The organism is Mycobacterium sp. 852002-40037_SCH5390672 (assembly GCF_001665875.1).
Lineage (GTDB): Bacteria > Actinomycetota > Actinomycetes > Mycobacteriales > Mycobacteriaceae > Mycobacterium.
Genome location: NZ_LZTA01000114.1, coordinates 1 through 24,931, shown reverse-complemented (window position 1 = coordinate 24,931; position 24,931 = coordinate 1). Strand labels below are relative to the sequence as shown.

Sequence of the window (24,931 nt, the reverse complement as noted above, 5' to 3'; positions counted from 1 at the left end):
AGATGTGTATAAGAGGCTGTATCTGCACTTCCCATTCGTCACGGTGCCGATTCCGATCAACCCGCCGCCCCCGCCGGCACCCCCGGCTCCGTAGCGCGTGGCAAACGGTCTCGACTGAGCGCACACTGGCAGTTACGGCACGAGCGCCAAGGAGGTCGCGTGGGCGAGCACAGTGGATTCGGATTCGACCCCGACGAGTTCGATCGAATGATCCGGGAAGGCAGCGAAGGGCTGCGCGACCTGTTCGAGCGAGTCAGCAAGTTCGTGGCCGCACCGGGTGCCCGAACGGGCTGGTCCGCCGTCTTCGAGGACCTGTCGCGGCGTCCGCGCAGTGCCCCGGAGACCGCCGGCGAAGCCGGTGAGGGCGTGTGGGCCATCTACACGGTGGACGCCAGCGGCGGCGCGCGCGTCGAACAGGTCTATGCGACCGAACTCGACGCACTGCGGGCGAACAAGAACAATGTCGATCCCACCCGCAAGGTGCGTTTCCTGCCCTATGGCATTGCGGTCAGCGTCCTGGACGACGACGCCGAAGAGCCTGCGTAACAGTCGTTTTCGCTCAGCCCTGCTGCACCACATTCGAGCCGCCGGAGTTGCCGATCTTCGGTGTACCCGAATGGTAGGTGACCTTGTTGTTGAAGCCGGAGGCCTCGATGCTGTCGACGGACTCCACGGTGATCGAATTTTGCACGCCGGACACCGACAGGCTGGTGCAATGCCCGGTGATCGACACCGTGTTGGAAACTCCACTGACGCTGACGGTGTTGTCGTTGCAGGCGATGGTTCGGTTCTCGTTGATACCGGCGACACTGAGCGCGGTGCCCGGCGGTGCGGCGGGTGAGGTCGACGGCGACGGTGACTTTCGGCGGGACGTCGGCGGCCCGGGGCTCGTCGAAATGCTCGGCGGGCTAAACGTTGCGGAGATGGTCGGCGGCGAGGCGATGATCGACTTCACCCCGGAAATCTGGTGTGCGGCAAAGGCTGCGATACCCCCCGCGAGGGCCAGCACACCGATGGCGACGGCCGTGCCGAGGATCCACCAGACGCGGTTGGTCGAGGGGCCTTGCCGGGGTGGCCCGTAGGTGGGGCCACCATAAGTCCACGGGGCCGGCGGCGGCGGGGCGCCCGGCGGGCCGGGCGGATGATCGTGGCCGGCGGGCTGGGAGCTGCCCTGCTCTGACGCCCGTGCCGTCTCGGCGAGCGGGCGCTCGAGTTCCCGGATCCGGTCTTCCGGGTCTTCGTTTGCCGCCATCCATTGAATATGCCATTCGCTTCTGCGTTTCCGGCCGGTTCGGTAGTTTTTACGATCGTGCCCGATTTGCCGAATCGTCAGGTCCTGTTGCGTCGCCGCCCTTCCGGGCTTGTCCAGCCGGATGACACGGAAATGGTCACCACGCCGGCGCCCGAGCCCGCCGAGGGTGAGGCGCTGTTGCGCACTACCTACGTCGGCATCGACGCCGCCGCCCGCACCTGGCTCGACGACCAGCCCAGCTACCTTCCGCCGGTACAGCTCGGTGAGGTCATCCGCGCGGCCGGCATCGGCGAGGTGATCGCGTCGCGCTGCGACGCCTACGCCGTCGGCGACATCGTCACCACGTTGACCGGCTTTCAGGAATACACGCTGATCCGTGACGACCTGTTCAGCACGCCGATCCCGGGTGAGGACGACCAGCTGGCGATCATGTCGGTCTACGGGCCGACCGGTGCCACCGCATACTTCGGGATGACCGACATCGGCCGGCCGCAGCCCGGGGAAACGGTGGTGGTGTCCGCAGCCGCGGGCGCCACCGGATCGGTCGCCGGACAAATCGCCAAGATCGCCGGTGCCCGGGTGGTGGGGATCGCCGGCGGCGCGCAGAAATGCCGGGCGGTGGTGGAGGACTTCGGGTTCGACGCGTGCATCGACTACAAGAACGACGACATCGCGGCGGCGCTGAAACAGCACTGCCCGCAACGCGTCGACGTCTACTTCGACAATGTGGGCGGACCCATCCTCAACGCCGTGCTGGGCCGCCTGGCCTCACACGCGCGCGTCGTGCTGTGTGGCGTCATCTCCAGCTACCTGACCGGGGACCACCCCGGACCGGCCAACTACGTGAACCTGTTGTCAAGGACCGCGCTGATGCAGGGGTTCAACGCACTCGATCAGTGGGACCGCTTCGACGAGGCGTTCGCCGCGCTACGCCGGTGGGAGACCGAGGGCCGACTTCACCACCGGCAGACCATCTTTGAGGGCATCGAGTCGTGTGTCGATGCCCTCAACGGCCTCTTCACCGGCGTCAACGTCGGCAAGACCCTGGTGCGGCTCAGCGAATCCGGGTCCCGCTAGGGCCCGCCGCCCTAGGCCTCTGCGAGTACGCGGTGCAGCGCCTTGCGTGCATCGGTCAGCGCCTCGAGCACCTTGGTCCGGGTCTCGGCAAGCTGCTGCTTCTGCTCGTCGGTGCCCGTCCACGCGATGGTGCGGGCCAACCCGGCGATCTCGAAGAACTCCTTGCGGATCTTCACAACGTCGCCGAACTTGGCCGCCCGGCCCAGGAAGGCGTGCGCGGTCTCGCTGCTGATTCCGCGCCAGGCCAACAGGTTTCGACCGAGTTCGGTCAGCGTCGCCACACCGTCGTCGACGGTGACCACGCCGCGACCGGCGAGGATGCCAATCGCAAGCTCGGCCACGTCCTGCGGTGGGGTGAACGCGCCACCCGTGGCCTCGGACACCCGTTGCACCACCTGCTCGGCGTTAGCCGGACCGTCCAACAGCAATGCAGCGGTGACGAAGGCCGCCCGCTTGAGACCGTGACGACCCTTCTTGCCGAAGGGCGCGAAGCCCGGACCGCCGGCACCCGGGCCGCCGAAGCCGGACCCACCAAAGCCCGGAGCACCGAAGCCCGGCCCACCAAAGCCCGGACCGCCGAAACCGGGTCCACCAGAACCGGGTCCACCAAAACCACCGAAGAATCCATGAGACATAGCTGTTTTTCCTTTCTCAAACCATCAACCTCCTTGATACCACCGGGCCGGGGAGTGTCAACTTGGTTGATGGTTGCGGCATGAAATCCCTGGAAATGGGCGCCGCGGCTGCTATCGTCGCTTGCTTATGCCAGGGGGATGGCTGCGACGGACCGGCGCGTGCGCCGTGACCGGGAACGCCGCGCGTCGATCTTGTGCACGCGGATCCCGGTCGCGGTATGCGTGCCACCCCACCGCGTGGTTTCATAACACCGTTTGCGAGAGTTGCCTGGGGAGATCTCGCCGAGCTTGACGAGCCGGCAATGAACGATTGGTGGTTTAGATGGATCGTCGCAGCATGATGTTGATGTCGGGCCTCGGCATGATCGGGGCTGCGATGCGCCTGCCGGGTGCCTGGGCCGCACCATCGGGCCCGTCGGTGCCGGCCGCGCCGTCGGCGGGGGGCGGCGGCTACATCTTCGCCGATGAGTTCGACGGCCCGGCGGGCTCGGCTCCCGACCCGGGGAAATGGACCGTCCAGACTTGGCAGGACGACGTCTTCCCGCCGGTCGCGGGTATCTACCGCGACGACCGGCGCAACGTGTTCCAAGACGGCAACTCCAACCTCGTCCTGCGTGCCACCCGAGAAGGGGACACGTACTACGGCGCCAAATTGCGCGGCAACTTCCGCAGCATGATCAACCAGACCTGGGAAGCGCGGATCAAGCTGGACTGTTTGGAGCCGGGCCTGTGGTCCGCGTTCTGGGGTGTCAACGAGGATCCGCTGCCGGATGGCGAGGTGGACGTCTTCGAGTGGTACGGCAACGGCTCTTGGCCGCCGGGCACGACGGTTCACGCGGCATCCAACGGCAAGACCTGGGAGGGCAAGTCCATCCCCGGGTTGGTGGACGGCGGGTGGCACACCTGGCGGATGCATTGGGGCGAAGAGGGATTCGAGTTCGCCCGGGACGGGGCCGAGTACTTCAAGGTTCCCAATAAACCCATCCACGTCGCCGGCGGCGCTCCCGACGACTTCCGCTGGCCGTTCAACAACCCCGGCTATTGGATGACGCCCATGTTCACGCTGGCGGTCGGTGGCGTCGGCGCCGGTGATCCTGCCGCTGCCGGCCTCCCGGCGGACATGCTGGTCGACTACATCCGCATCTGGTAGCCGTTCACTTCGTCGCTTTGAGCACCTGAACCAGGTTGAACTGCCAGCGCTCGACCAACCGGAAGCCCAGGTCGTGCGGCACCGCGAAGGCGGGGGTCGCCCAATAGCGCGGGCCGGGCGGCAGCGCCGGTCCTTGCTCGTGCGCCGGCTGGGAAGGATCGGCCTGGGTGATGATCCAGACGACGCCGCACTGGCTCAACGGCCTGGCCACCACCTCGGGGATGAGATTGGTGTCGAAGACGTCGTTGCGGTCGGTCGCCCGCTGCCACAGCGTGAGGTCGATCAGCTTGCGATAGGCGTCCGGGCGCGCCGCCATCAGCGGACGCATGGGCGCCGGCATGAACGTCACCGTGTCGTTCACCAGCAGGCAATCGCCCGGCGCCGCCTTCGCGGTGATCAGATCGGCGACCTGACTGTAGTCCATCCCGTATTTGGCATACGGGTTACGTTGCACCCGAACATAATTCGGCGCAGCGGCCACGGCGAAAAGGCCGACGACCGCCGTGGTCACCCACGGTCTGGCGGCCACCGTGCCGCTGCAAACACCCAGGATCAGCGCCAGCGCCGGCGCGGTGAAGCACAGGTAGCGCGGCGTGTAGATCGAATGAACCAGCGCCGAATACGTCACGATCGCCGCCGTCGGGGCCGCAAGCCACCCCGCCGCGAGCACCAATAGCTGGCGCTCTGAGTTCGCCAGGCGCGTTGACCCGCTGAGCCACAACACCATTGCCGCACCGATCAGCAACGTCGACAGCACGGCGAACGGGGGGCACCGCTCGAAATACTGTTGCATCAACACGTCTTCGATGGTGCGGTGACCGATGGGTGCGACCCAACTGATCTGGTGTGCTTGCCCGGCGACCGTCACCAGAAACGGCATCAGCGCCGCTAGGGCAACGACCGACGCAATCACGAAGCCCGTCAACGCCGTTCGGCTCCGCTGGAAGACGCCGACGAACACGGCATACGCCGCCAGCAGCAGCGCAAGGTATGCGTCGAGCACGATCGAACAGGCCAACGCGACGGTGTAGGACAGCCATACCCAACCGGTGTCACGGCGCGCGGCATGTACCAGCACCACGGTGAGCCACACGGCGGCCATCATCGACATGGCGTACGGGCGAGCCTCGATGCCGGCCCACGTGGCCCGCGGCAGGATCGCGCAGAACGCACCGGAGGCCACCGCGACGGTGCGCGACGAGAACTGCTTGCCCAGCACGACGACACCGGCGGCGGCGCCCCCGACCGCCAGGGCGCTGGGCGCGCGCGACCAGAACTCGGTGGGCGGAAAAACCTGGAACCACCCGTGCATGAGCAGGTAGTACAGGCCGTGGACGGCGTCGACGTTGCCGAGCATGTGCCACATCTGGGTCAGTGACCGGCTGTAGGCGGCCGAGATGGTCGCGGCCTCGTCGTACCAGAAAGAGGGCCGGGCGGCGCCCGCCATGCTCACCGCGGCGGCCAGCACAGCGACGAGCAACGGGTCCAGCGCGGACGGTATCGCCATCCGGCGAGCGCTGCGCACGCCGCGGCGACCGGGTGATCGTTCGGCAACTCCGATGCTCACCGAACCGCCCGGGACGTCGGGGTTTGGCTGAGCACACCGCTATGTTGCCAGAAGCAGATCGAACCGATCAGGGGACTCAACCCCCGCCGACTCGAACGTATGATCGATAAATGGGTCCGCTCGCATCGATCGGGTACAACGGCCAACCGGTCCGCAGCCCCTTTCGGGTGGTCCGCCCCGCGATCGCGGTGCTGGTCGACCTGACGGTGCTCTTCCCGCGCGAGCCGCACCGCTCGGGGAGCTATCAGCCCAACGGTCTACAGCTGCACAAGGTCGTCGAGGGGTGGCTGAGCTGCTGGGCCCTGTGCGAGCAGGGCGACTGGTGGGGCCTGGTGACCTACCCCGTGGCCTACGGATCCAAGCGCCGAACCGTGACGCACTGGGTCCCCGCGTGGACGTTGCGTCGCAAACGCTGACCCGCCCGTCGACCGCAGCGTGAGCACCACGCCAATGCGATGATTGCTGCCCGTGGACGCAAGTTGGGCCTCGGTGCTGAGCAAACTCATCGCGTTGGCGGCGGTCATCGCGCTGTCCCCGATCACGGTCATTCCCGCGGTGCTGGTGTTGCACGCGCCCCGGCCGCGCCCGACCAGCCTCGCCTTCCTGGCCGGCTGGCTGCTGGGTCTGGTCGCCCTCACCGCCGCGTTCGTCACCGGCTCGGGGCTGCTCAGCGGCTTTCACGCGGCCCCGCCGAAATGGGCGTCCTGGGTGCGGCTGGCCTTCGGGGTGGCCCTCATCGCGCTGGCGGCCTACCACTGGTTCACCAGGCATCGACAGCGCAGCATGCCGCGCTGGATGCGTTCCTTCTCCACCCTCTCGCCGCCGCGCGCCGCGGTGATGGGGGCGGTGCTGGTGCCGCTGCGCCCCGAGGTGCTGATCCTGTGCGCTGCCGCCGGCCTGGCCGTCGGCGACAGCAGCCTGAGCGCCGGTGCCCAATCGCTCGCGGCGGCGGTCTTCGTCGTCCTCGCCGCGTCCACGGTGGCCGTCCCGATACTGGCGTATGCCGGCGCCCGTGATCGGCTCGACAATGCCCTGGAACGTCTCAAAGCCTGGATGGAGGCCAACCACGACGCGATGATGGCCGTCATCCTGTTCCTGATCGGGTTGATGGTGCTCTACAACGGGATTCGGATGCTGGCCTGATCCCGGTTCGGGTGAGTACGGCGCGTTTCGTCGTCGCATCGGCACCGCAATGGAAGGATGCCGCCCATGGCAGGAAGCTGGGGGACGATACTTACCGGGCTCGTCCCGCTTGGACTGGTCATCTCGCTCTCACCCCTCACGGTCATCCCGGCGGTGTTGGTGCTCGAGGCGCCGCGGCCGCGGCCGAGCAGCCTTGCGTTTCTGGGCGGCTGGCTGCTGAGCCTGGCCACGCTGACGGCGGTCTCCGTCGCGGCCTCCGGACTGCTGGGCGGGTTGGACAAGTCGCCGCCGCGATGGTCGTCGTGGCTGCGCGTGGTGCTGGGGTCGGCGCTGATCGTGTACGGCATCTACCGATGGCTCAACCGGCACGGCCAGGCCGAATCGCCGGCCTGGATGCGCTCGTTCACCAGCATCACCCCGGCGCGGGCGGGGATCACCGGGGCGGTGCTGGCCGTGGTGCGCCCGGATGTGGCGCTGATCTGCGTCCCCGCGGGCTTGGGCATCGGCACCGGCGGGCTCGGCCTCGCCGGTGACTGGCTGGCCGCCGCGTTCTTCGTGGCCATCGCCGCCTCCAGCGTCGCGATCCCGATATTGGCCTACGTGGCGGCCGGCAGCCGCCTCGACGACACGCTCGCGCGGCTCAAGGACTGGATGGACCGCAACAACGGCGCCCTACTCGCGGCGGTCTTCGTGGTGATCGGCGCGATGGTGCTCTACCACGGGATTCACGCCTTATAGCCACCATCGGCCAGGCCCGCATCCTCTTCGAGCCTGTTCAGCGCGCCAAAGGCCAACTCGCGGAACAACTCCCGTCCGTAGCCGGCGAGCATTCCCAGGTATCCCCGGTCCGCCCATTGCGCAGCGTGCCGCTCCTCGTGGTGCAACACCCGGTCCAGGTCGAGGCGGCTCGGGCGTGGCGTGCCGCCGCCGTCGAGAAACCAGGCGTGCCCGGACGAGACGATCCGGCGGAGCTGCTCGCCGGGGTCGGTGACCCTGCCCGCGTTGACCATGAAGATGTCGCCCCAGGTGGTGCCACCGCGCTGGCTGAACAGCCGCTGGATCCAATTGCCGCCCAGGCCCATGAGCATGCCGTTGGGGGTGGTGACCAGGCGCCCTCCGTTACGGTGCACGAAGGCGACGTCGCGACTGTAGCTCCAGCGATTTGCGTTCTGCCGGACCATGATTCGCGTCATCTCGGCGGCGCCGTAGGGGGTGGCCGGAAAGTCGGTGGGCCGCGTGGCCGGCTTACCGTAGCCGGTGTCCGCGTTGAGGACGTAGGTCATCAGTGCGGCGTCGCGGGCCCGGGCGCCGTCGGCGTAGGCCGGGATCAGGAAGAACGATTTGCCGTGCGGGTCGTTGAGTTCGGCCATGTTCTCGAGGACCCTGAAGCGCGCGGCGGTGACGTCGTGGCGCCGGGCGATCCCGGCGACGACGTGTGCGGTCACGCCCCTGCGTTCGGCGTTGTCCCGCCATCTCGTGCAATAGCCCTGTCCGTCCATGTCTTCGGACCAATTTAGGGTGTAGCGAATGAACAGGGGTCCCTGGCAACGCGCGCGCGGCATCAAACAGATCACCCGGGGACTGGGCACGCTGGATCGAGAACTGTTCGATGCCATCGCCGAGACGGACACCCCGTTACTGGACACGGTCATGCCGCCGCTGACCCGGGCGGCCGACCATTCCAAGCTGTGGGTGGGCATCGGGGCGGCGTTGCTCGCCACGGGCAGGCAAAGCGCGCAGCGCGGCGCGACCCGTGGGCTGGTGACGCTGGCCGCTACCAGCCTGGTTACCAATCAGGTCGCCAAGCGGATCCGCCGGCGGCCGCGGCCCGGCTACGACCTGGTGCCCTTGGTACGGCAGGTCCGCCGCCGCCCGACGTCGAACTCGCTCCCGTCGGGACACTCGGCCAGCGCCGCCGCGTTCGCCATCGGGGTGGGGCTGGAGAACCCGCCACTGGGCTTCGGGCTGGCGCTGCTGGCCGCGCTGGTGGGTCTGTCGCGGGTGGCGACCGGCGCGCACTACCCCGGCGACGTCATCGCCGGATTCGGCATCGGCTCAGGCCTGGCCGTGTTGGGCGGCCGGCTCGTCCCGCCGATCGTCGAAACCGCCCTTCCGCGAACGGAACCGCTGCGCGTCGCGGCGCCGCAGCGGCCCGACGGCTCCGGCGTGGTCCTGGTGATCAACCCGGAGTCGGGCAGCGGCACCGGGGCCCGGGTCGTCGATGCGGTGCGCGCCGAGCTGCCGAAGGTGGACATCCGGGAACTGGGTCCCGACGATGACCCGGTGCAGGTCCTGCGCAGCGCGGCCGAACGCGCCGAGGTGCTGGCGGTGGGCGGCGGGGACGGCACCGTCGCGGCCGCCGCGGGGGTGGCCCTCGACGCCGGTCTTCCCCTGGCGGTCTTTCCCGCCGGGACGTTCAACCACTTCGCCAAGGACATCGGCTGTGACACCGTGGCCAAGACGGTCGACGCGATCCGGCGCGGCCACGTGGCACGCGTCGACCTGGTGTGCCTCAACGACACTCAGATGGTGCTCAACACCGCCAGCATCGGCGCCTACCCGGCCTTCGTTCGGCGGCGCGAAAAGCTCGAGAAACGCATCGGCAAGGCGCCGGCCGGCCTCTACGCCATGCTGCGCACGCTGCGCAAGGACCAGCCGGTGCGCATCCGCTACGACAACAAGACCCTGCTGACATCGCTGTTCTTTCTGGGTAATTCGCTGTACCTGCCGACCGGGTTCGCGCCGGCGCGGCGGACCCGGATGGACGACGGCCTGATCGACGTGCGCATCCTCGAGACCGGCCGCCACTGGGCGAGGACCAGGATCCTGACAGCGCTCGCCCTGGGCCGTTTGGAGCGCAGCCCGCTCTATCACGAGTTGCAGGTGCCGGAATTCAGCTTCAGCGCCGTCGACGGTCCCACGGTCGTCGCCTGCGACGGCGAGGTCGGTGGCGCACACGACAAGGCCAGCTTCAGCGCCAAGTACCGGATTCTTCCGGTGTTTCGTCCGCTTCCCGGCGACTAGCGGCTCCCTCGGTGAGGTCGCGCACCTGCGCGTAGTGCGCATGCACCTCGGGTGCAGGTTCGGCGGTGTATTCGTCTGTGCACGGCGGATTCCAGGCGGGCGGTTGGGGCGACCCGCTCAACGCCCATGCCGACTGCCGCGCCGCCCCCAACGCGACGTACTGCGCCGGGGGAGGTGCCAGCACCGGCATGCCGAACACCGTCGGCGCTATCTCGCGCAGCGCCCGGGATTGGGCGCCACCGCCGGCCAGCAGAATGCGGCGCGCGACGACGCCGTGCGCCGCAAGATGCGCGACGCCGTCGGCGAGCGAGCACAGCAGTCCTTCCACCGCGGCCCGGGCCAGGTTGGCCGGCGTCGCATTAGACAACCGCAGACCGTGCAGTGCACCAGTTGCGTTGGGCCGATTGGGGGTCCGTTCGCCCTCCAGGTACGGCACCAGTACCAGCCCCGCGCTGCCCGGGGGCGCCGACAGCGCGAGCCGGGACAGCTCGTCGTAATCGACCCGCAGCATCGCGGCGGTCGCATCCAGCACCCGCGCGCCGTTCAGGGTGCACACCAGCGGCAGGTAACGCCCGGCGCCGTCGGCGAACCCGGCGACGAATCCCGCGTCATCGCGGACCGGATCCGCGGTGACGGCGGCCACCACCCCCGATGTCCCGATCGAGACGATCACGTCGCCCTCTTCGGCGCACAGCCCCAGCGCCGCCGCGGCGTTGTCTCCCAGGCCCACACCGAATGCTCTTGTGTCACTGTCGGTTCGGTCCGACGGGCCCAGGACGGTCGGCAATTCGGGTCGCCGGCCGCGCAGGGCCAGTTCCAGCAGATCAAAACGGTAAGCGCCCGTCGCGGCGTCGTAGTAGCCGGTGCCACTGGCGTCGCTGCGGTCGGTGCTCAGCGCCGCGATGTCGGCCTCGCCGCGCAGCCGCCAGGTCAACCAGTCATGCGGCAGACAGACCGCCGCGGTGCGGTCCGCATGGTCTGGCTCGTGATCGGCCAGCCAACGCAATTTCGCCACCGTGATCGCGGCCAACGGCACGACGCCGACGGCCTGTGCCCACCCCCGCGGGCCGCCAAGCTCGCTGACGAGTGCGCGCGCGGCGTCGGCCGATCGCACGTCGTTCCACAGCAGCGCGGGGCGCACCACCTGTCCGGTTTCGTCCAGGCACACCATCCCGTGCTGCTGTGCGCCGACGGCGATCGCGTCGACTCCGTCGAGCCCGCCCGCCTCGCCGATCGCCGCTCGGGCCGCGGATTCCCATGCCGCCGGGTCGATTTCGGTAGCGTGCGGGTGACTTGCGTGTCCCTCGCGGACCACGCGGCCCGTGGCTGCGTCACACACCAGCACCTTGCAGGACTGTGTCGACGAGTCGATGCCGGCGACCAGGGTCATGGTCCGCCGGCCCCGATCAGCGCCCGCAACGTTGCGCGCGCACCGCGCCGGTGCAGCGATTCGAGCGCCCACAGGTAGGCCTCACGGAAGCGCTCCTGGTCGACGAGATCGCCGAATACCGAACGGTTGGCCAGGAATGCGGCCGGGTCCTCGCGTTGTGAGCGGGCGATCGGAACAAGTGTCTCGGCGAGGCGGTCCACCACTTCGATGGGTTGGCCCTGTTCGTCGACGCCCTCGGCGTAGCGTGCCCAGCTCGCGACGATCGCCGCGGACAGCCGCACCGCGCCGCCGGACCGCAAATTATCGCGCACCACGGGCAGCAACCACTTCGGGATGCGGTCCGAGGATTCGGCGCACAGCCTGGCCACGGTGTCGCGGATGGAGGGGTTGGCGAAGCGCGGCAGCAGCCCGGCCCGGAATTCGTCCAGCCCCGGGATGCGCTTAAGCGTGGGCATCGCCTCCGAATTCATATAGCGGGCAAGGAATTCGGCGATCACCGGATCTTGGGCGGCGTCGTGCACGAGCCGGTATCCGGCGAGGTACGCGAAATAGCACAGGCCCTGATGCCCGGCGTTGAGTAGCCGCAACTTCATCGCCTCGTAGGGCGCGACGTCGTCGACGAGTTGCACCCCGGCTTGATCCAGCGGTGGCCGGCCGTCGGAGAAGTCGTCCTCGACAACCCACATGGCGAAGGGCTCCGCGATGACAGGCCAGGCGTCGGCCACACCGAATTCGGAGTCCAGCCGCTCGAGCACGTCGGGAGTGGTCACCGGTGTGATCCGGTCGACCATCGAGTTGGGGAAGGCGGTCTTCTCTCGCATCCATTCCGCGAGTTCGGGATTGATCCGTTCGGCGTGCGACGTGAAGACGCGTCGCGCCACGTCTCCGTTCCCGGCGATGTTGTCGCAGGAGACGATCGTGGGGGAGGGCAGGTCGCGCTGGCGCCGCCGGTCGCAGGCCTCGGCCACCAACCCGAACACCGCGCTCAGCGGTGGCTGGTAACCACCCTCGGTGATGGTGAGCGAGATGATCCGGGTGATCGGATCGGCGAGCAGTTGGATCACGGAGTCGGGATCCTGCGGCGCATAACGGTAGTCGAGGATGGAACCGATGACTCGCGCCTGCCTGGTGCCGTCGGGGTGTTCGAGCATCAGCGTGTAGAGGTGATCCTGGCTGCGCAGCGCGTCGCACATGCGCCGATCGCGCGGCAGCACGCCGACTCCGCAGATACCCCAATCTTGGGCGAGTCCGTCGTTGAGCAACCGGTCGATGTACATGGCCTGGTGCGAGCGGTGAAAACCACCGACACCGAAATGCACTATGCCGATGCCGATCTGGCCGCGGTCATACGTCGGGACCGGGATCTTGAGGCCGGTCAGGTTCCGTGCGTTCAGCTTCACTCGCGTGTCACCTTAGCGCGGACCCGATGGCCGCAGCTAGCTCACCGTCAGGCGTTGGGGCACAGATCGCGCAGGGCGAAGATGACCACGTCTGCGGCCTGGCGACCGTTGATCCCGCCGGTGCCCTGGTCGGCGTCCGAGCGTTGGATCGCCAACCCCTCCAGCTGTTGCGGAGAAGCGCCCCAGGAAAGCTGCTGGCACAGGTCGGCTCCCATCTGCAACAGTTCCGGGTCACCCCCGTTGACGGCGTGGATACCAGCGCTGTGCAGGTCGTTGAGGAAGGTGGCCTGGTCGGCCCGCGCCGGGCCGGCACAGACGACCCCGGCGAGCAGAAGTGGGCCGCTCGCCAGCGCCGCGCCCATGAACCGGCCATGTAGCCTGCGTGCCGCCATCCAACCTTCTCCTTATGTCTGTGCCCGATGCGGATGATGCACTTTGACACAAAAGTGCGAAGACCCGCTGCGCAAACAATTCGGGAGAGTGAACAGTCGGCAAAGAACGCCTGCCAGACGCGCCATGATCTGCGGGCCGGCGCTTGCGGCCAATGCCGAGCGCGCGCCACCCGGCTAAATGTCTGACGTCAGGATGCTTCTAGCTGGGGCACAGATCGCGCATGGCGTAGTCGACGACGTCGTCGGCCTGCGCAGGCGTGAGCCCGCCGGAGCCCTGCCGGTCATCGGAACGCTGCAGCGCCAAACCTTCGAGCTGCGCGGGAGGAGCGCCCCAGGATATTTGCTGACATACGTTCAGGCCCGCCTGTAACAATGCCGCGTCACCCCCGCTGATGGCGTGGATGCCGTTTCTGTGCATGTCGTTGAGGAAACCGGCTGCGTCGGCCTGCGCTGGTCCGGCCCAGACCAGGGCGGCGAGAAGCGGGCCGCCGAATAGGGCTGAACCGATGAACCCGGTGGCGAGACGACGTAGTGACATAGCCCCTTCTCCTCTTTTCGTCAACAGTTGTAATCCCGATGTTAACTTCTACGTAATCTTTTAAGCGATAACTGTTCACTAATAATTTCCTGTGAAGGACCTGCGGAAAATTACAGTCCGTGAGGGCCGAAGTCGGCGTGGCCGGCCGTCCGAGCAAGTCGCCGCTTGCCGTCACGATCGACGGCGGTAGGGTCCCGACGCTGTAATCGCCTGTGGCCAGGCGGAAAGTCGGGCACGAATCGTTCAGTCCGCCTGAGGGCGCAACCGCATTCGCCCAGGTCGATCGTGGTCTGCCGTGGGTGTCGCGATCCGTGACACCGTTGTGACGTCACCATTTGGAAACGGCGCGGTGCGGCGTGGCGCGTGTCGCGCGTCGGCTGCTGACAATTGGCGCGGTCGTGAAAAGCGACCTCGGTACGGCTAGGCGGGCCTGCTGCACCAAATGACTGCGGAAATAGCTGAGCGTGAATTAAAGGAGAGCTGACGCTGATGGCGATCGTCGATCGGTTCAACATCAAAGTCGTTGCCGGCGCTGGGTTGTGCGGAGCTGCTATCGCGTTGAGCCCCGGCGCGGCGGCCGCCCCGCTGATTACGGGCGGCCACGCGTGCATCGAGGGGCAGTCGGGTGAGGTGGCGCCGGCCGCGGGTGGTCCGGTCGCAGGCGCGGGTACCGTGGCCGCGGGTGCGCCGGCGGCCGGGGGCATGTGCGCGGCGCCCATGACGGATATGTCGGGCGTGCCGATGGCTGTGCCGGGGCCGCTCCCGATCGGTGCTCCCTTGCCGATCGTGCCGCCGCTGCCCCTCGCTCCTCCGGTGCCGATCGTGCCGCCGCTGCCGGTAGTGCCGGCCGGTGCGCCGCTGATTGCGCTGGGCGGTCCGGTGGCTGCCGGTGCGCCCTTGGATGCGGCCGCTCCGATCATCGACATGTCCGGGGTGAAGGACGCGCCGAGCGGTCCGGCGCCCACCGGTGGTCCGGTATCCGGCCAGCCGGTTCGCCCCGGTCCCTCGGGCGCGAGCTGAGGCCAGTTCACTTCCTAAACGGGCCGGGCCCGCTGGTGTTACCAGCGGGCCCGTTTCCGTTGTTGGCGGTCGCCCGTGCGCGCCCCGGCGTCCAAGCGCGCCGGTATCACCGGCCATTCAACCGTGAAAACACCGCGTTGCCTTGAAGCTCCGCACCCGGCATGCGCCTGGGTGCGGAGCTTCGTGAAAGGTGAAGGACTAGTCCTGGACGATCACCGGGTCGCCGACGTGGACGTGGTCGTAGTACCACTCGGCGTCGTCGGGGCTCAGGCTGATGCAGCCGTGGCTGACGTTCTCGAGCCCCAGGGAGGGGACGGCCCACGGAGCTGAGTGCACGAACAGGCCGCGGCCGGTGATGCGGACGGCGTAATTGACCGTGAGCAGGTAACCGTTGGGGTCGTCGACAGGGATGCCGACGCTGCTCGAATCCATGGTTACCGCTTGCTCTTTGGACAGCACGGTGTACGAGCCGGCGGGCGTCGGGTATTCCGGCCTACCCATCGAGGCGGGCATCACGCCCTGCTCGCCGAAGTGCGGCCGATGGTGCGGCGCCGGCAGTGACGTCGGCGGTCCCGCCTCGACGCCGTCGATGCTCACGGTGAAGGTGTGCGCCGAGATGCTTGCCACGCCCACCACGGCAGGCCCCGTTTTGATCTCCGCGGACGCGCCACCCACCGTCAACGCAATTGTGCTGTGCGCCGGCCAGTATCGGTCCGGAACCCACTGGACGACCTTGTTGTCGAGCCATTCGAACTTGCCAGTCATGGCGGGCGTTGATTTGACTTCAACGGCCCGCTCGGCCGCCTGCCGGTCGGCTGAGCTGGTAATGGGCGCGGTGAACTTCACCACCACGGGATGAGCCACGCCGACCACCTCGTCTCGCCCCGGCGACACCGACGCGACCGCGAACCCATGCGACTGGGTCGCCGCCGCCAGGCTCACGCCGGCCGGCATTACGACAACACTCGCAGCTGCCCCGATCACCGCAAGAACACACCGAACGTCCGTCCGCATGGCCCCAATTCCTTTTAACTGGCATAGTTGTAATAGGGATGATAAATGGGCGCTGACCTGCGGAAGCGTAAGGGCGCGTTGATATTTGGCCACGCGACGGTCACGATTTGGTCTCGGGGGTTTACCCCGGCGCGGATTGTGGCGCGTCGTGAGCAGGCGGTCGGGAGGGCGGACGAAACGCCAGCCCGACGCGGCGAACTGCAGCGAATCGGGATCGTGTTGTGACCCGCGCGTGACACCCGATGCCGGAGTAGGCCGGCGCCCACCGCGACGGCGACGAATCCGCCCAGCAAATACGGCGGCCGGCTGGCCACCAATATGACCAAACCGGTGGCGCTTGGTGACGGCGGGTCGAATACTGATGGGATGAGTAGGCCCGCGCCGCCCGTGCTGACGGTTCAATCTGACTGGTCACGGCGCAGTTTCGCCGCCGGAAACGATGTCGTCGTCGGAAGTGACCTTCGTGCCGACATGCGCGTCGCCCATCCGCGGATCGCCCGCGCCCACCTGCTGTTGCGTTTCGATAGGGGCAAATGGCTGGCGATTGACAACGGATCCCCGACCGGGATGTTCGTCAATGGTGGCCGGGTGCCCGTCGTCGACATCCGCGACGGCCAAACCATCAACGTCGGAAGCCCCGACGGTCCGCGTTTGAACTTCGTGATCGAACGTCACGACAGGACGGTCGGCCAGTTACCGCCAACGGTGGAGGGGATGCAGGCCCTCGCGCGCCCCGGCGCCCCGGGGCCGTCGCGTCCGGAGCGCGCACCGCAGGCCGGCGGCTTTCCGCCCCGTATCGCCCGACCGCAACCCGCCCCGCCCCGCTACACCCGGCCCGGCCCGCCGCCACTGGCATCGCAGCAGGCCAGCGGCCCGCGCGGGGCCGTCGGCTATCCGAACCCGTCGTCGCCGGGCCGCGGTCCCCAACCGGCACCCCCGCCCGAAGCGCCCGCGCAGGCGCCGGCAAAAGGCCAACCGCTGACCGAGATAGGAGCCGAAGCCCTCGAAGCCGCGGAATTCGACAGCACCAATCTGCGGCGCGCGGTGCAGCGGTCTCGGGCGAAACTCACCGCGCCACCCGCGGGCGCCGTGATCGGTCGCGCCGAAGACAGCGACATCGTCATCTCGGACGTCCTGGCGTCGCGCCAGCACGCCTACTTGGTTCCGGGCCCGACCGGCATGGAGATCCACGACGCGCACAGCATCAACGGGACTTTCGTCAACGGCACCCGGATCTTGTCAGCACCGCTGACCGAGGGCGACGTGGTCACGATCGGCAACGTCGACCTGGTGTTCAACGGCGAGATCCTGCTCCGCCGCGCCCAAGCGGCAACCCGCACCGGCGGGCTGGAGGTGCGCGAGGTCGACTTCGAAATCGACAGCAAACGATTGATCCAGAAAGTCTCGCTGACCGCCAGACCCGGCACGCTGACCGCTCTCATCGGTGGGTCCGGAGCCGGGAAAAGCACGCTGTCGCGGCTGATCGCCGGGGCCACCTGCCCCAGCTCCGGCTCAATCACCTTCGAAGGCCACGACATTCACGCCAGTTTCGCTTCGTTGCGTAGCCGGATCGGGATGGTCCCGCAAGACGACGTCGTGCACCGCCAGCTGACGGTGACCCAGGCGCTGAACTATGCAGCCGAATTGCGGCTACCACCCGACACCAGCAAACAAGACCGCGCACAGGTCGTTGCCCAGGTCATCGAGGAACTCGGGCTGACCAAGCACACCGACACCCGGGTCGACAAGCTGTCCGGTGGACAGCGCAAGCGGGCGTCGGTGGCACTCGAGCTGCTCACCGGACCGTCGCTGCTGATCCTCGACGAGCCGACTTCTGGCCTGGATCCGGCATTGGACCTACAGGTCATGACGATGTTGCGGCAGCTGGCCGACGCCGGTCGCGTGGTCCTGGTGGTGACGCACTCGCTGAGCTATCTCGATCTGTGCGACCAGGTGCTGCTGATGGCGCCCGGCGGCAAGACGGCGTATTGCGGCCCGCCCGGCGAAATCGAAGCGACCATGGGAACCACCAACTGGGCCCAGATTTTCGGCATGGTGGGCGCGGACCCCGACGAAGCCAACCGGCGTTTCCTGGCCCAACTCCAACCACCGCCCGCCGGAGCCGAAGCGGAGAAGCCCGCCGATCTCGGTGCCCCGGCACGCTCTAGCACCCGTCGTCAATTCGCCACGATCGCGCGCCGCCAGATTCGGTTGATCGTCGCCGACCGTGCCTACTTCATCTTTCTGGCGGTGTTGCCGTTTGTGATGGGTGCGCTGTCCCTCACCGTTCCGGGCTCGACGGGCTTTCGTGTCGCAGATCCCGGCGGCGACGGCTCCGATGAGCCCGGCTCGGTGCTGATGTTGCTCACCATGGCCGCCGTCTTCATGGGCACCGCGTTGACGATCCGCGACCTCATCGGCGAGCGTCCCATCTTCCGCCGGGAACAGGCCGTCGGCCTGTCCACCAAGGCGTATCTGCTCGCGAAGATGGCCGTCTTCTTCGTGTTCGCGGTCCTGCAGTCGGCGATCGCGACGACCATCACGATCCTGGGGAAGGGAGCACCGACGCGCCCGGCCCTGCTGCTGGGCAGCGCGACCCTCGAGCTGTACGTCGCCACCGCCGCGATGTGCGTCGCGGCGGCGATGGTCGGCTTGGTCCTGTCCTCCCTGGCCCGCTCCAACGAGCAGATCATGCCCCTGCTCGTGGTGTCTCTCATGCTGCAATTGGTGCTCTGCGGCGGGATGGTCCCGGTCACCAACCGGATCGGTCTCGACCAGATGTCGTGGGTGGTGCCCTCGCGCTGGGGATATGCGGCGCAGGCCTCGACGGTGGACTTGTGGACGATCGAGCCCGGGCCGCTCGCCCCCAAAGACCGCCACTTCAAACACACCGCGGCAACCTGGCTGTTCGATGTGGGCATGCTGGCGTTGTTGACCATCGTGTACGCGGGATTCGTGGGATGGCGCAGCCGGCTGAAGCGCCATTGACCGGCCGCGGCTAGATGAAGTCCAAGGCCTCGACCGTGGCGACGGGGCCTTCGTGGGTGGGCCGGTTCGCGCCACCGATGCAGTAGACGGTGTTGCCCACCGTTGCGACCGCTTCGGCGTGGCGCGGGGTGGGCATGGGAGGCAGGGCGGTCCACGTTCCGTTGGCGATGTCGTACATCTCGGCCACCCCCAACACCCGCGTCGGTTCCTCACCGCCGACCGCCAGAATCCGACCATCGATGAATGCGGCGCCGTAGCTTCCACGAGGGGTTGGCATGTCGACCAATTTGGTCCATGCCCCCGATTGCGGGTCGAACCGTTCAAACGCCGCGGAGTTCTTGTCGGACGACAGGAACCTCCCGCCGACCGCGTACACGTAGGTGCCGTCCGACACCGCGGCCAAATGCTCACGCGGAGTTGGCATGTCGGCGGCATCGTGCCACGAGCTGCCGTCGAAGACCTCGGTCTGCGGGACGAGTTGCTTGGCGTTCTGCCCGCCGACGACGACCAGTTTGTCACCGACCACCGCGGCCGCCAGTGCCGCCCGAGGGTGGGTGAGGCTCGGCAACTCGATCCACTTGCCGCCGCGCAACGCGAACACCTTGGTGGACGCCTGGGTGAGGTCGCTGCTGGCGCCCCCGAGCACCACCACCTCGCCGTGGTAGGTCGCCGCTGCGGCGTGGTGAAGTGGGACGGGCAATGGCGGTTGCGTCTGCCAGGCGCCGGCGCGCGGGTCATAACTTTCGACCGTCGACTGCGCGACTCCGTCGCGCAAGCCGCCCATGATCCAGATCTTGTCGTCGAGCACCGTCCATGCCGTCATCAGCCTCGGCGTCGGCGCGTCCGGCAGGGAACGCCACTGCGCGACCGGCTGGATGCGGCGCGCCGGTAGCTGCAGCGCTTCGGCCGACGAGGTCGCCTGGCCGTCGCCGACCTCACTGGACCCGCCGATCGCGAACACGGCTTGGCCTACCGCGTCGACCGCCATGCCGTGGCGCGCCGTCCCCATGTCCGGCAGGCCGGTCCACGCATTCGTCGTCAGATCGAGCACCGACACGCTCTTCAGGACTTGACCGGCCGACTGTCCCCCGGCGGCGACCAAGCGCCGATCGGCGATTGCGACGCCGAGGTCGCCGCGTGGTTGGGGAAGGTCGGGCAATCGCGTCCAGCTTTTCGCGGCCGGGTCATACGCCTCGACCGTCGCCAGGTCGGTGGTCCCGTTGCTGCCGCCCACCGCGTACACCAGCTTCCCGTCCGATGCCGCGGCCAACATCTGCCGGGGGGTCGGTATCGGGGTACCGAGGGTCCAGGAATTGCCGTCGAAGATCTCGACGGTGTTCAGCAGGGCGCCATTCGCGTCGATGCCGCCCGTGACAACGATGCGGTCTCCTACGACGGCCGCCGCCGCTGCCGCCCGTGGCTGCAAGAGGTGGGGGAGCTCGACCCAGTGGCTGTTGACTACCCGCCAAACCTGGTCGGTGGCAACTTTTTGCGCGCCCGCGGCGCGCCACCCCCCGAGCACGATCGGGTTTCCCCGCCACGTCACCGCCATCGCGTGCTGAACCGGAACCGGAAGGTCGTCGCCGCTTTTCCAGCTGTCGATGATCGGGTCGTACCCCTCGTGGTTGGCTAAAAGTGCGCGGTTGCTTCCCATTCCGCCGAAGATCCAGATCGTCCCATCGGTCTGCGTGGTCGCCGCCGCCTGGCGTGCGATGCGGGCGTTCGTGATCGGCTGCCACTTCACCGTTTGCCCGCTCGGTTGATTCGCGGCGGCTGGATGGTGCCTGTTGGCCTGCGTGAGGAGCACGTAGACGCCGCTGCCCAGCACCAGCACAGCCACCAGGATTCCCACGACGACCAGTGGCGCCGTGACGCGGTTGCGCCTCTTACCCGACGAGCTCAACCACGCCACTGCCCCGGCGGCGGGTCCGCGGCGCGCGACCGGCGGTGGGTCCGCAGAACTCGACGGTGCGATCGCGTCGGTGACGCTGGTGGGTTGGGCGATCGCTTGGGTCGGGTCAGATGTGTTGGGGGCAGCCGGGATTGGCCCGCGCCCGTCGGCGGATGGGCTGCGGTAGGTGGGCTGCGGACCGGAGTGCGGTGGACCGGTCGGCCGCGCCCGTGACGCCGTATTTCTGCGATCGTTGAGCGGGTTGATCAGCGAGGTGGCGCTTTCCGGGTCGGCGCTCCGTTGGTCCGGTTTGGCGATCCGCGGTGGTCTCGGCGCCGGTGCTCCCGTTTTCCCGCCGGGTCCGCCCGGCGCGATGGTCCGCGCCTTGGCGAGACCCGTTGAGCTGCCCACCGTTCGTCCCGAGCCGGCGCCGACGGCGGTGATGGCCATCGCTTCTGGTTTCAAGCCGTTGCGACGCAGGCTCTCCTGCAATCCACGACCTAAATCCGCCGCTGCCGCCGGCCGCTCGGCCGAGTCGAGCGACATCGCCGTCTCGATCGCCGAACACACTGCGTCCGGAATTCCGCTGGGACGCAAGTCCGGAACCCGCGTGCTGTTGATCCGCGTGTAGTGCGCGAGCAGGTCTTCGCCGCCGCGGCGCTCGTAGGGGGCGTTGCCGGCGATGAGCGCATACAGCGTGGCGCCGAGCGAATAGACGTCGCTGCCGACCGTCGCGGGATCACCCGCCATTACCTCGGGCGCAAGGTAATCGATGGTGCCGGAGAACAACCCGGCCGCCGTCTCATATCCGCCGGCGACGTGGGCGGTCCCGAAATCGGTCAATTGCGGTTCGCCGTAGTCGTTGACGAGCACATTCGCGGGCTTGATGTCGCGGTGCAAGGTGCCGCTCAGGTGTGCGGTTTCCAGTGCTCCGCACAGCTTCACGCCGATCCGCACGGCTTCCGGCCAGGCGATGGGCCCCTCTCGCTGCACCCGTAGGGCCAGCGAACCCGCGGGGCAGTACGACATGACGATGTAAGGGCGACCGCTCGCGGTCAGGCCGACTCGCAGGATGTTGACGATGTTCGGATGCCCCGAAAGTCCGCCCATCGCGTAGCCCTCACGGAGAAAACGTTCGCGGCCCGCATCATCGATGAAATTCGGTAGCACCTTGATCGCAACGTTTCGCCCCAGCGCGGTCTCGTGACAGCAATAGACCACTCCGGCGGCGCCGCGCGCGATCTGACGCGCGTTGGCGAATCCGGCAGCGGCTAACTCCGCCACGACCTCGCTCGGTCCCGACGCCGGGGCGCGAGCCTTGGGTTTTTCAGCCATTACCTGGCCCCACTTCCCAGGCGAATATGAATCGGGGTCAAGCGTAGCGAACATCGCGTCGCCGTCTGTACGGTTCGGCCGACGATCATGCGCGGGGAGCGACGTGATGCCCGCCGAACCCGCGCCGGGGCCGTTCTTAGCCGTTCGTCAATGGATGCGCGCGCTGCCGCCGAGGCCGATCTCCAGCACGCTTCCGGTGATGACCCCGGGGTCGGTGACCAGATACAGCACCCCGCGGCTGACGTCCTCGGGTTGCAGCCAGGGTTGCGGTATCGGGTTGGCTTTGGTCATCCGGCGCACCAAGTCGTCGGGGATGTCGTCGTCGCCGGTGGGCTGCACCATCGGTGTCTGGGTGGTGGTCGGGCAGACGACGTTGATCGTGATGCCCTCCTTGGCGACCTCGAGGGCGGCGGACTTCGCCAGACCGATGACACCCCACTTGGTCGCGTTGTACGCGGCGAGCTCGGGAATGCCCATCCGGCCTCCCATCGAGGAGGTCACCACGATCCTTCCGAACCGCTGCTGCCGCATCACCGGTATCGCGGCGCGCAGGACGTGAAACGCGCCGGTCAAGTTCGTGTCGATCAGCTGTTGCCACACCACGTCGCTGACGTCTTCCAGTAGCCCGGTGCTGACGATTCCGGCGTTGGCCACCACGATGTCGAGGCTGCCCATGTCGGCGACGGTCTGCTTGATCGCGGCGTTGACCGCGGCCGCGTCGCGCACGTCCAGCGTGAGAGGAACGCAGCGCCGGCCCAGCTCGTCGACCAGTTTCGCCGTCTCGCGGAGGTCGTCTTCGTTGCCCAGGGGGTAAGTCAGGTCCGTCATCGCCCGCGGGGCATCGGCGACGACGATATCGGCGCCTTCGGCCGCTAATGCCAACGCGTGCGCGCGACCCTGCCCTCGAGCTCCGCCGGTAATCAAGGCCACGCGTCCATCTAAGGCACCCATGGGGCAAAGCTACCAGCGGATACCGGGTCAGACGCTTGCAGGCTGGCTCAGTCGTGTCATGAAAGCGATTGCTGTCGGCTACATTTCGGCGCCCGCGCCAAATCCGAGTGGACCGTCAAGGGGTGGTGACCAGCTCCGCCCGCAACTGCGAGTATTCGTGGAGCCGATGACGGGAATCGAACCCGCGTATTCAGCTTGGGAAGCTATTTCCGGGGTCGAACGGGCTTTCCATATCGCCTGGCAGAGGCCCTACCGGCTAGCTCGAATTTCAGCTAGACGTGCGGTTTAGGTACGTCTAGCGCACGGATGCGGTACGGCGCTTGTACGGCTCCAGTTCGGTCGGGTCGGGGGTAGCAAAGGGGTACTAGGAACCAACCGATTCAAAACGTCTCGGAGCGGCCCGCCGTCGCCAAACCGTCTGGTGATCGCCAGTGCCTGCAGACGGGTCAGTGCGCGGTGTTCGGCGTGGACCCTAACCCCTACCGGGTCGATCGCCGCGTTCAGGCCCGCGGACAACCACGTGCCGTGCACATAGCGTGATTAGAGTAGCTAACTTATGTGCTGCCCCCAATCGCCGGGTCTCCACCACCAGGCACGCCTCAAATTTGTTGAATTCAAGATTCGATGCCAATCGCGGACGCGACTGGCGCACCGGATTGTCCCCAACGATGTACACATCGCTTGAACTTGCGACCACTTCCACACGGGCATTGCTCGTTACGGTCCGGACGTTTGTAAGCCAAGGTGGCTTGCAGTTCGATCGAACTCGCAAGGTCGGCGGTTAGCCCGAGGTCAACGACCACCCAGCGCGCACGAGCGAGGTCTTCATGGAGCAGATGCGTTGCCAAGATGACGGCATCGGCGGCCTTCTGCGCCACGGTTGGTTGAACCCGCTTCGGTGACGAAATAACAAGTTCCAGTGGCCACCGTTCGTATCGATCTACGATATGAGATCGGGCGTTGTCTCCCAACCCCTGCGCTAGCCAGCCGGACAGATGCCGCGCTCGAAGGTCCGGGCGATCAGTGGCGCGACGGTGTGCCGCGGCAGTGCACCGGCCATGGCTTGCTCATTGCCTCGCAGGATTAATCCGTAGAGCGCGTGCCGGATCCAAGTCGGGTTGAGGTCCGGGTCGAACACGCCTTCGCGTTGTCCGCGTGCGATGAGGTTGATCACCAGCTCTTCGTTCGGGGACTGGTCCGGTGGGATGTCGCGGAGCACCGCAGGGTCACCGAAGAGGAAGACCAGTCGTTCACCGATTGAGACGGCCGCGGTGACGAAGCGCCGCATCGCCTCGAGTGCTGGTCCGTCGTCGGTGGCGGCCTCGTCCACCGCTTCAGTGAGCACGCGGATCGAGTCCAGGGTCGCCTCGTAGATCAGCGTCTCGCGGTCCGCGAAGTAACGGTGCAGCGTTGTGCGGCCGACCCCGGCCGCGGTGGCGATCTCCGGCATGGTGGCCGTCCGGTTCGCGGCCAATACAGAAGCCGTCGCCGCGAGGATCGCCGCCCTGGTGCGCGCTTGCACGCCCGAGAGGTGCTTTGTTGAGACAGCCACCATGTGATCCTAATCGTCCAGGAATAGAACACTGGCGTTCCGCTATTGAACGTGTATGTTCGTCTGAACGCGTCTCAACCTGGTTGGCACCAGCAGGGTTGAACCGCCTGACGGCGTCCAACCATCCAGAAGTCGAAGGGTTGACAGGACCCAGCCAAGGCGTCATCGGACTGAAGCAACCCAAGCCACGGAGTTAGGAAACGATTCACATGGCAAGTTCACCACCGGTCGCATTGGTCACTGGCGCCAGCTCGGGCCTCGGCAAGTTCGCCGCCCGCGGCCTGATTGACGCAGGATTTGAGGTAGTAGGTACCAGCCGCGAAACTGTTGGGCCCCGATCCCAGACCCGTGGTGGGCGGGAACGACGGAGCATGACCGAGCGGGCGGATCGCGCATCGAAGACGGCGCGGCATAGCAGGACAGGTAGCCACCCCATAAGCACTCGAAACAATGAGGAGGATCAGGTCATGAGCACCACATGGGACTGCATCGTCGTCGGTGGCGGAGCCGCGGGCTTGAGCGCGGGTCTGGTATTGGGCCGGGCGCGGCGGCGAACGCTGCTGGTCGACGCGGGTCAGCAGAGCAACCTGGCCGCCCACGGCATCGGTGGGT

23 protein-coding genes and 1 tRNA gene are annotated in these 24,931 nt (G+C 67.5%); 10 read left to right on the top strand and 14 right to left on the bottom strand.

The window, feature by feature from the left end:
- Positions 1–207 precede the first annotated feature (207 nt).
- Positions 208–546: a hypothetical protein gene (locus A5782_RS21265; protein ID WP_369815663.1), complete on the top strand. Its 339-nt coding sequence runs from the start codon at positions 208–210 to the stop codon at positions 544–546.
- A gap of 13 nt (positions 547–559) precedes the next feature.
- On the opposite strand, the gene A5782_RS21260 is transcribed toward A5782_RS21265, so the two are convergent.
- Positions 560–1,252: a DUF3060 domain-containing protein gene (locus tag A5782_RS21260; protein ID WP_067104070.1), complete on the bottom strand. Its 693-nt coding sequence runs from the start codon at positions 1,250–1,252 to the stop codon at positions 560–562.
- A 57-nt stretch (positions 1,253–1,309) separates the two neighbouring features.
- Between A5782_RS21260 and A5782_RS21255 the strand changes: the two genes are divergently transcribed.
- A complete protein-coding gene (locus tag A5782_RS21255) occupies positions 1,310–2,329 on the top strand; it encodes an NADP-dependent oxidoreductase (RefSeq protein ID WP_067104074.1) in 1,020 nt (339 codons plus the stop codon).
- 11 nt (positions 2,330–2,340) lie between these two features.
- Here the strand turns inward: A5782_RS21255 and A5782_RS21250 are convergent, their stop codons facing one another.
- Positions 2,341–2,964, bottom strand: coding sequence for a hypothetical protein (locus A5782_RS21250; RefSeq protein WP_067104069.1), 624 nt, complete (start codon positions 2,962–2,964; stop codon positions 2,341–2,343).
- A gap of 322 nt (positions 2,965–3,286) precedes the next feature.
- Between A5782_RS21250 and A5782_RS21245 the strand changes: the two genes are divergently transcribed.
- A complete protein-coding gene (locus A5782_RS21245; protein WP_067104068.1) occupies positions 3,287–4,114 on the top strand; it encodes a family 16 glycosylhydrolase in 828 nt (275 codons plus the stop codon).
- Between the two features lie 4 nt (positions 4,115–4,118).
- Here A5782_RS21245 and A5782_RS21240 read toward each other — a convergent pair whose 3' ends face one another.
- Positions 4,119–5,621 carry a glycosyltransferase family 39 protein gene (locus A5782_RS21240; protein WP_156624044.1) on the bottom strand — a complete coding sequence of 501 codons (1,503 nt, stop codon included), beginning with the start codon at positions 5,619–5,621 and terminating at the stop codon, positions 4,119–4,121.
- Positions 5,622–5,791: 170 nt separating this feature from the next.
- Here A5782_RS21240 and A5782_RS21235 point away from each other — a divergent pair, with 170 nt between their 5' ends.
- From A5782_RS21235 to A5782_RS21225, 3 genes are all read left to right on the top strand, one after another.
- Positions 5,792–6,097: a hypothetical protein gene (locus A5782_RS21235; protein WP_067104066.1), complete on the top strand. Its 306-nt coding sequence runs from the start codon at positions 5,792–5,794 to the stop codon at positions 6,095–6,097.
- A 73-nt stretch (positions 6,098–6,170) separates the two neighbouring features.
- Positions 6,171–6,824, top strand: coding sequence for a GAP family protein (locus tag A5782_RS21230; RefSeq protein ID WP_197694302.1), 654 nt, complete (start codon positions 6,171–6,173; stop codon positions 6,822–6,824).
- A gap of 66 nt (positions 6,825–6,890) precedes the next feature.
- Entirely contained in the window at positions 6,891–7,562 is a 672-nt protein-coding gene (locus A5782_RS21225; protein ID WP_067104065.1) for a GAP family protein, read from the top strand.
- Here A5782_RS21225 and A5782_RS21220 read toward each other — a convergent pair.
- Positions 7,550–8,323, bottom strand: a complete 774-nt coding sequence (locus A5782_RS21220) for a hypothetical protein (RefSeq protein ID WP_067104072.1) — start codon at positions 8,321–8,323, stop codon at positions 7,550–7,552. The genes A5782_RS21225 and A5782_RS21220 overlap by 13 nt on opposite strands.
- A 28-nt stretch (positions 8,324–8,351) precedes the next feature.
- Between A5782_RS21220 and A5782_RS21215 the strand changes: the two genes are divergently transcribed.
- Entirely contained in the window at positions 8,352–9,848 is a 1,497-nt protein-coding gene (locus tag A5782_RS21215; protein ID WP_067104064.1) for a bifunctional phosphatase PAP2/diacylglycerol kinase family protein, read from the top strand.
- On the opposite strand, the gene A5782_RS21210 is transcribed toward A5782_RS21215, so the two are convergent.
- From A5782_RS21210 to A5782_RS21195, 4 genes are all read right to left on the bottom strand, one after another.
- Positions 9,796–11,238, bottom strand: coding sequence for a xylulokinase (locus A5782_RS21210; protein ID WP_067104063.1), 1,443 nt, complete (start codon positions 11,236–11,238; stop codon positions 9,796–9,798). The two genes, A5782_RS21215 and A5782_RS21210, sit on opposite strands and share 53 nt — an antisense overlap.
- Complete coding sequence (locus tag A5782_RS21205; RefSeq protein WP_067104062.1) at positions 11,235–12,638, bottom strand: mannitol dehydrogenase family protein; 1,404 nt, start codon at positions 12,636–12,638, stop codon at positions 11,235–11,237. Before A5782_RS21205 ends, A5782_RS21210 begins: the two co-directional genes overlap by 4 nt.
- A 47-nt stretch (positions 12,639–12,685) precedes the next feature.
- The gene (locus tag A5782_RS21200; RefSeq protein ID WP_369815662.1) at positions 12,686–13,000 is read right to left on the bottom strand and encodes a DUF732 domain-containing protein; all 315 of its coding nucleotides are present in this window, start codon (positions 12,998–13,000) and stop codon (positions 12,686–12,688) included.
- 229 nt (positions 13,001–13,229) lie between these two features.
- Entirely contained in the window at positions 13,230–13,568 is a 339-nt protein-coding gene (locus A5782_RS21195; RefSeq protein ID WP_067104060.1) for a DUF732 domain-containing protein, read from the bottom strand.
- A 480-nt stretch (positions 13,569–14,048) separates the two neighbouring features.
- On the opposite strand from A5782_RS21195, the gene A5782_RS21190 reads away from it, so the two are divergent.
- The gene (locus tag A5782_RS21190) at positions 14,049–14,588 is read left to right on the top strand and encodes a hypothetical protein (RefSeq protein ID WP_067104059.1); all 540 of its coding nucleotides are present in this window, start codon (positions 14,049–14,051) and stop codon (positions 14,586–14,588) included.
- A 198-nt stretch (positions 14,589–14,786) separates the two neighbouring features.
- Here the strand turns inward: A5782_RS21190 and A5782_RS21185 are convergent, their stop codons facing one another.
- On the bottom strand, positions 14,787–15,602 hold the full coding sequence (locus tag A5782_RS21185) for a L,D-transpeptidase (protein WP_067104058.1): 816 nt from the start codon (positions 15,600–15,602) through the stop codon (positions 14,787–14,789).
- A gap of 366 nt (positions 15,603–15,968) precedes the next feature.
- Here A5782_RS21185 and A5782_RS21175 point away from each other — a divergent pair, with 366 nt between their 5' ends.
- Positions 15,969–18,590, top strand: a complete 2,622-nt coding sequence (locus tag A5782_RS21175) for an ATP-binding cassette domain-containing protein (protein WP_067104056.1) — start codon at positions 15,969–15,971, stop codon at positions 18,588–18,590.
- Positions 18,591–18,600: 10 nt separating this feature from the next.
- Here the strand turns inward: A5782_RS21175 and A5782_RS21170 are convergent, their stop codons facing one another.
- From A5782_RS21170 to A5782_RS21160, 5 genes are all read right to left on the bottom strand, one after another.
- Positions 18,601–21,816: a serine/threonine-protein kinase gene (locus A5782_RS21170; RefSeq protein WP_067104055.1), complete on the bottom strand. Its 3,216-nt coding sequence runs from the start codon at positions 21,814–21,816 to the stop codon at positions 18,601–18,603.
- Positions 21,817–21,963: 147 nt separating this feature from the next.
- A complete protein-coding gene (locus A5782_RS21165) occupies positions 21,964–22,767 on the bottom strand; it encodes a mycofactocin-coupled SDR family oxidoreductase (protein WP_067104054.1) in 804 nt (267 codons plus the stop codon).
- A gap of 158 nt (positions 22,768–22,925) precedes the next feature.
- A tRNA-Gly gene (locus tag A5782_RS26305) sits at positions 22,926–23,024 on the bottom strand.
- Positions 23,025–23,381: 357 nt separating this feature from the next.
- On the bottom strand, positions 23,382–23,570 hold the full coding sequence (locus A5782_RS27350; protein WP_369815661.1) for an SEC-C metal-binding domain-containing protein: 189 nt from the start codon (positions 23,568–23,570) through the stop codon (positions 23,382–23,384).
- 176 nt (positions 23,571–23,746) lie between these two features.
- Positions 23,747–24,319 carry a TetR/AcrR family transcriptional regulator gene (locus tag A5782_RS21160; RefSeq protein WP_231986748.1) on the bottom strand — a complete coding sequence of 191 codons (573 nt, stop codon included), beginning with the start codon at positions 24,317–24,319 and terminating at the stop codon, positions 23,747–23,749.
- Positions 24,320–24,786: 467 nt separating this feature from the next.
- On the opposite strand from A5782_RS21160, the gene A5782_RS26300 reads away from it, so the two are divergent.
- Positions 24,787–24,931: FAD-binding protein (locus tag A5782_RS26300; protein WP_156624043.1), on the top strand; the 145-nt coding region annotated here is incomplete at its 3' end.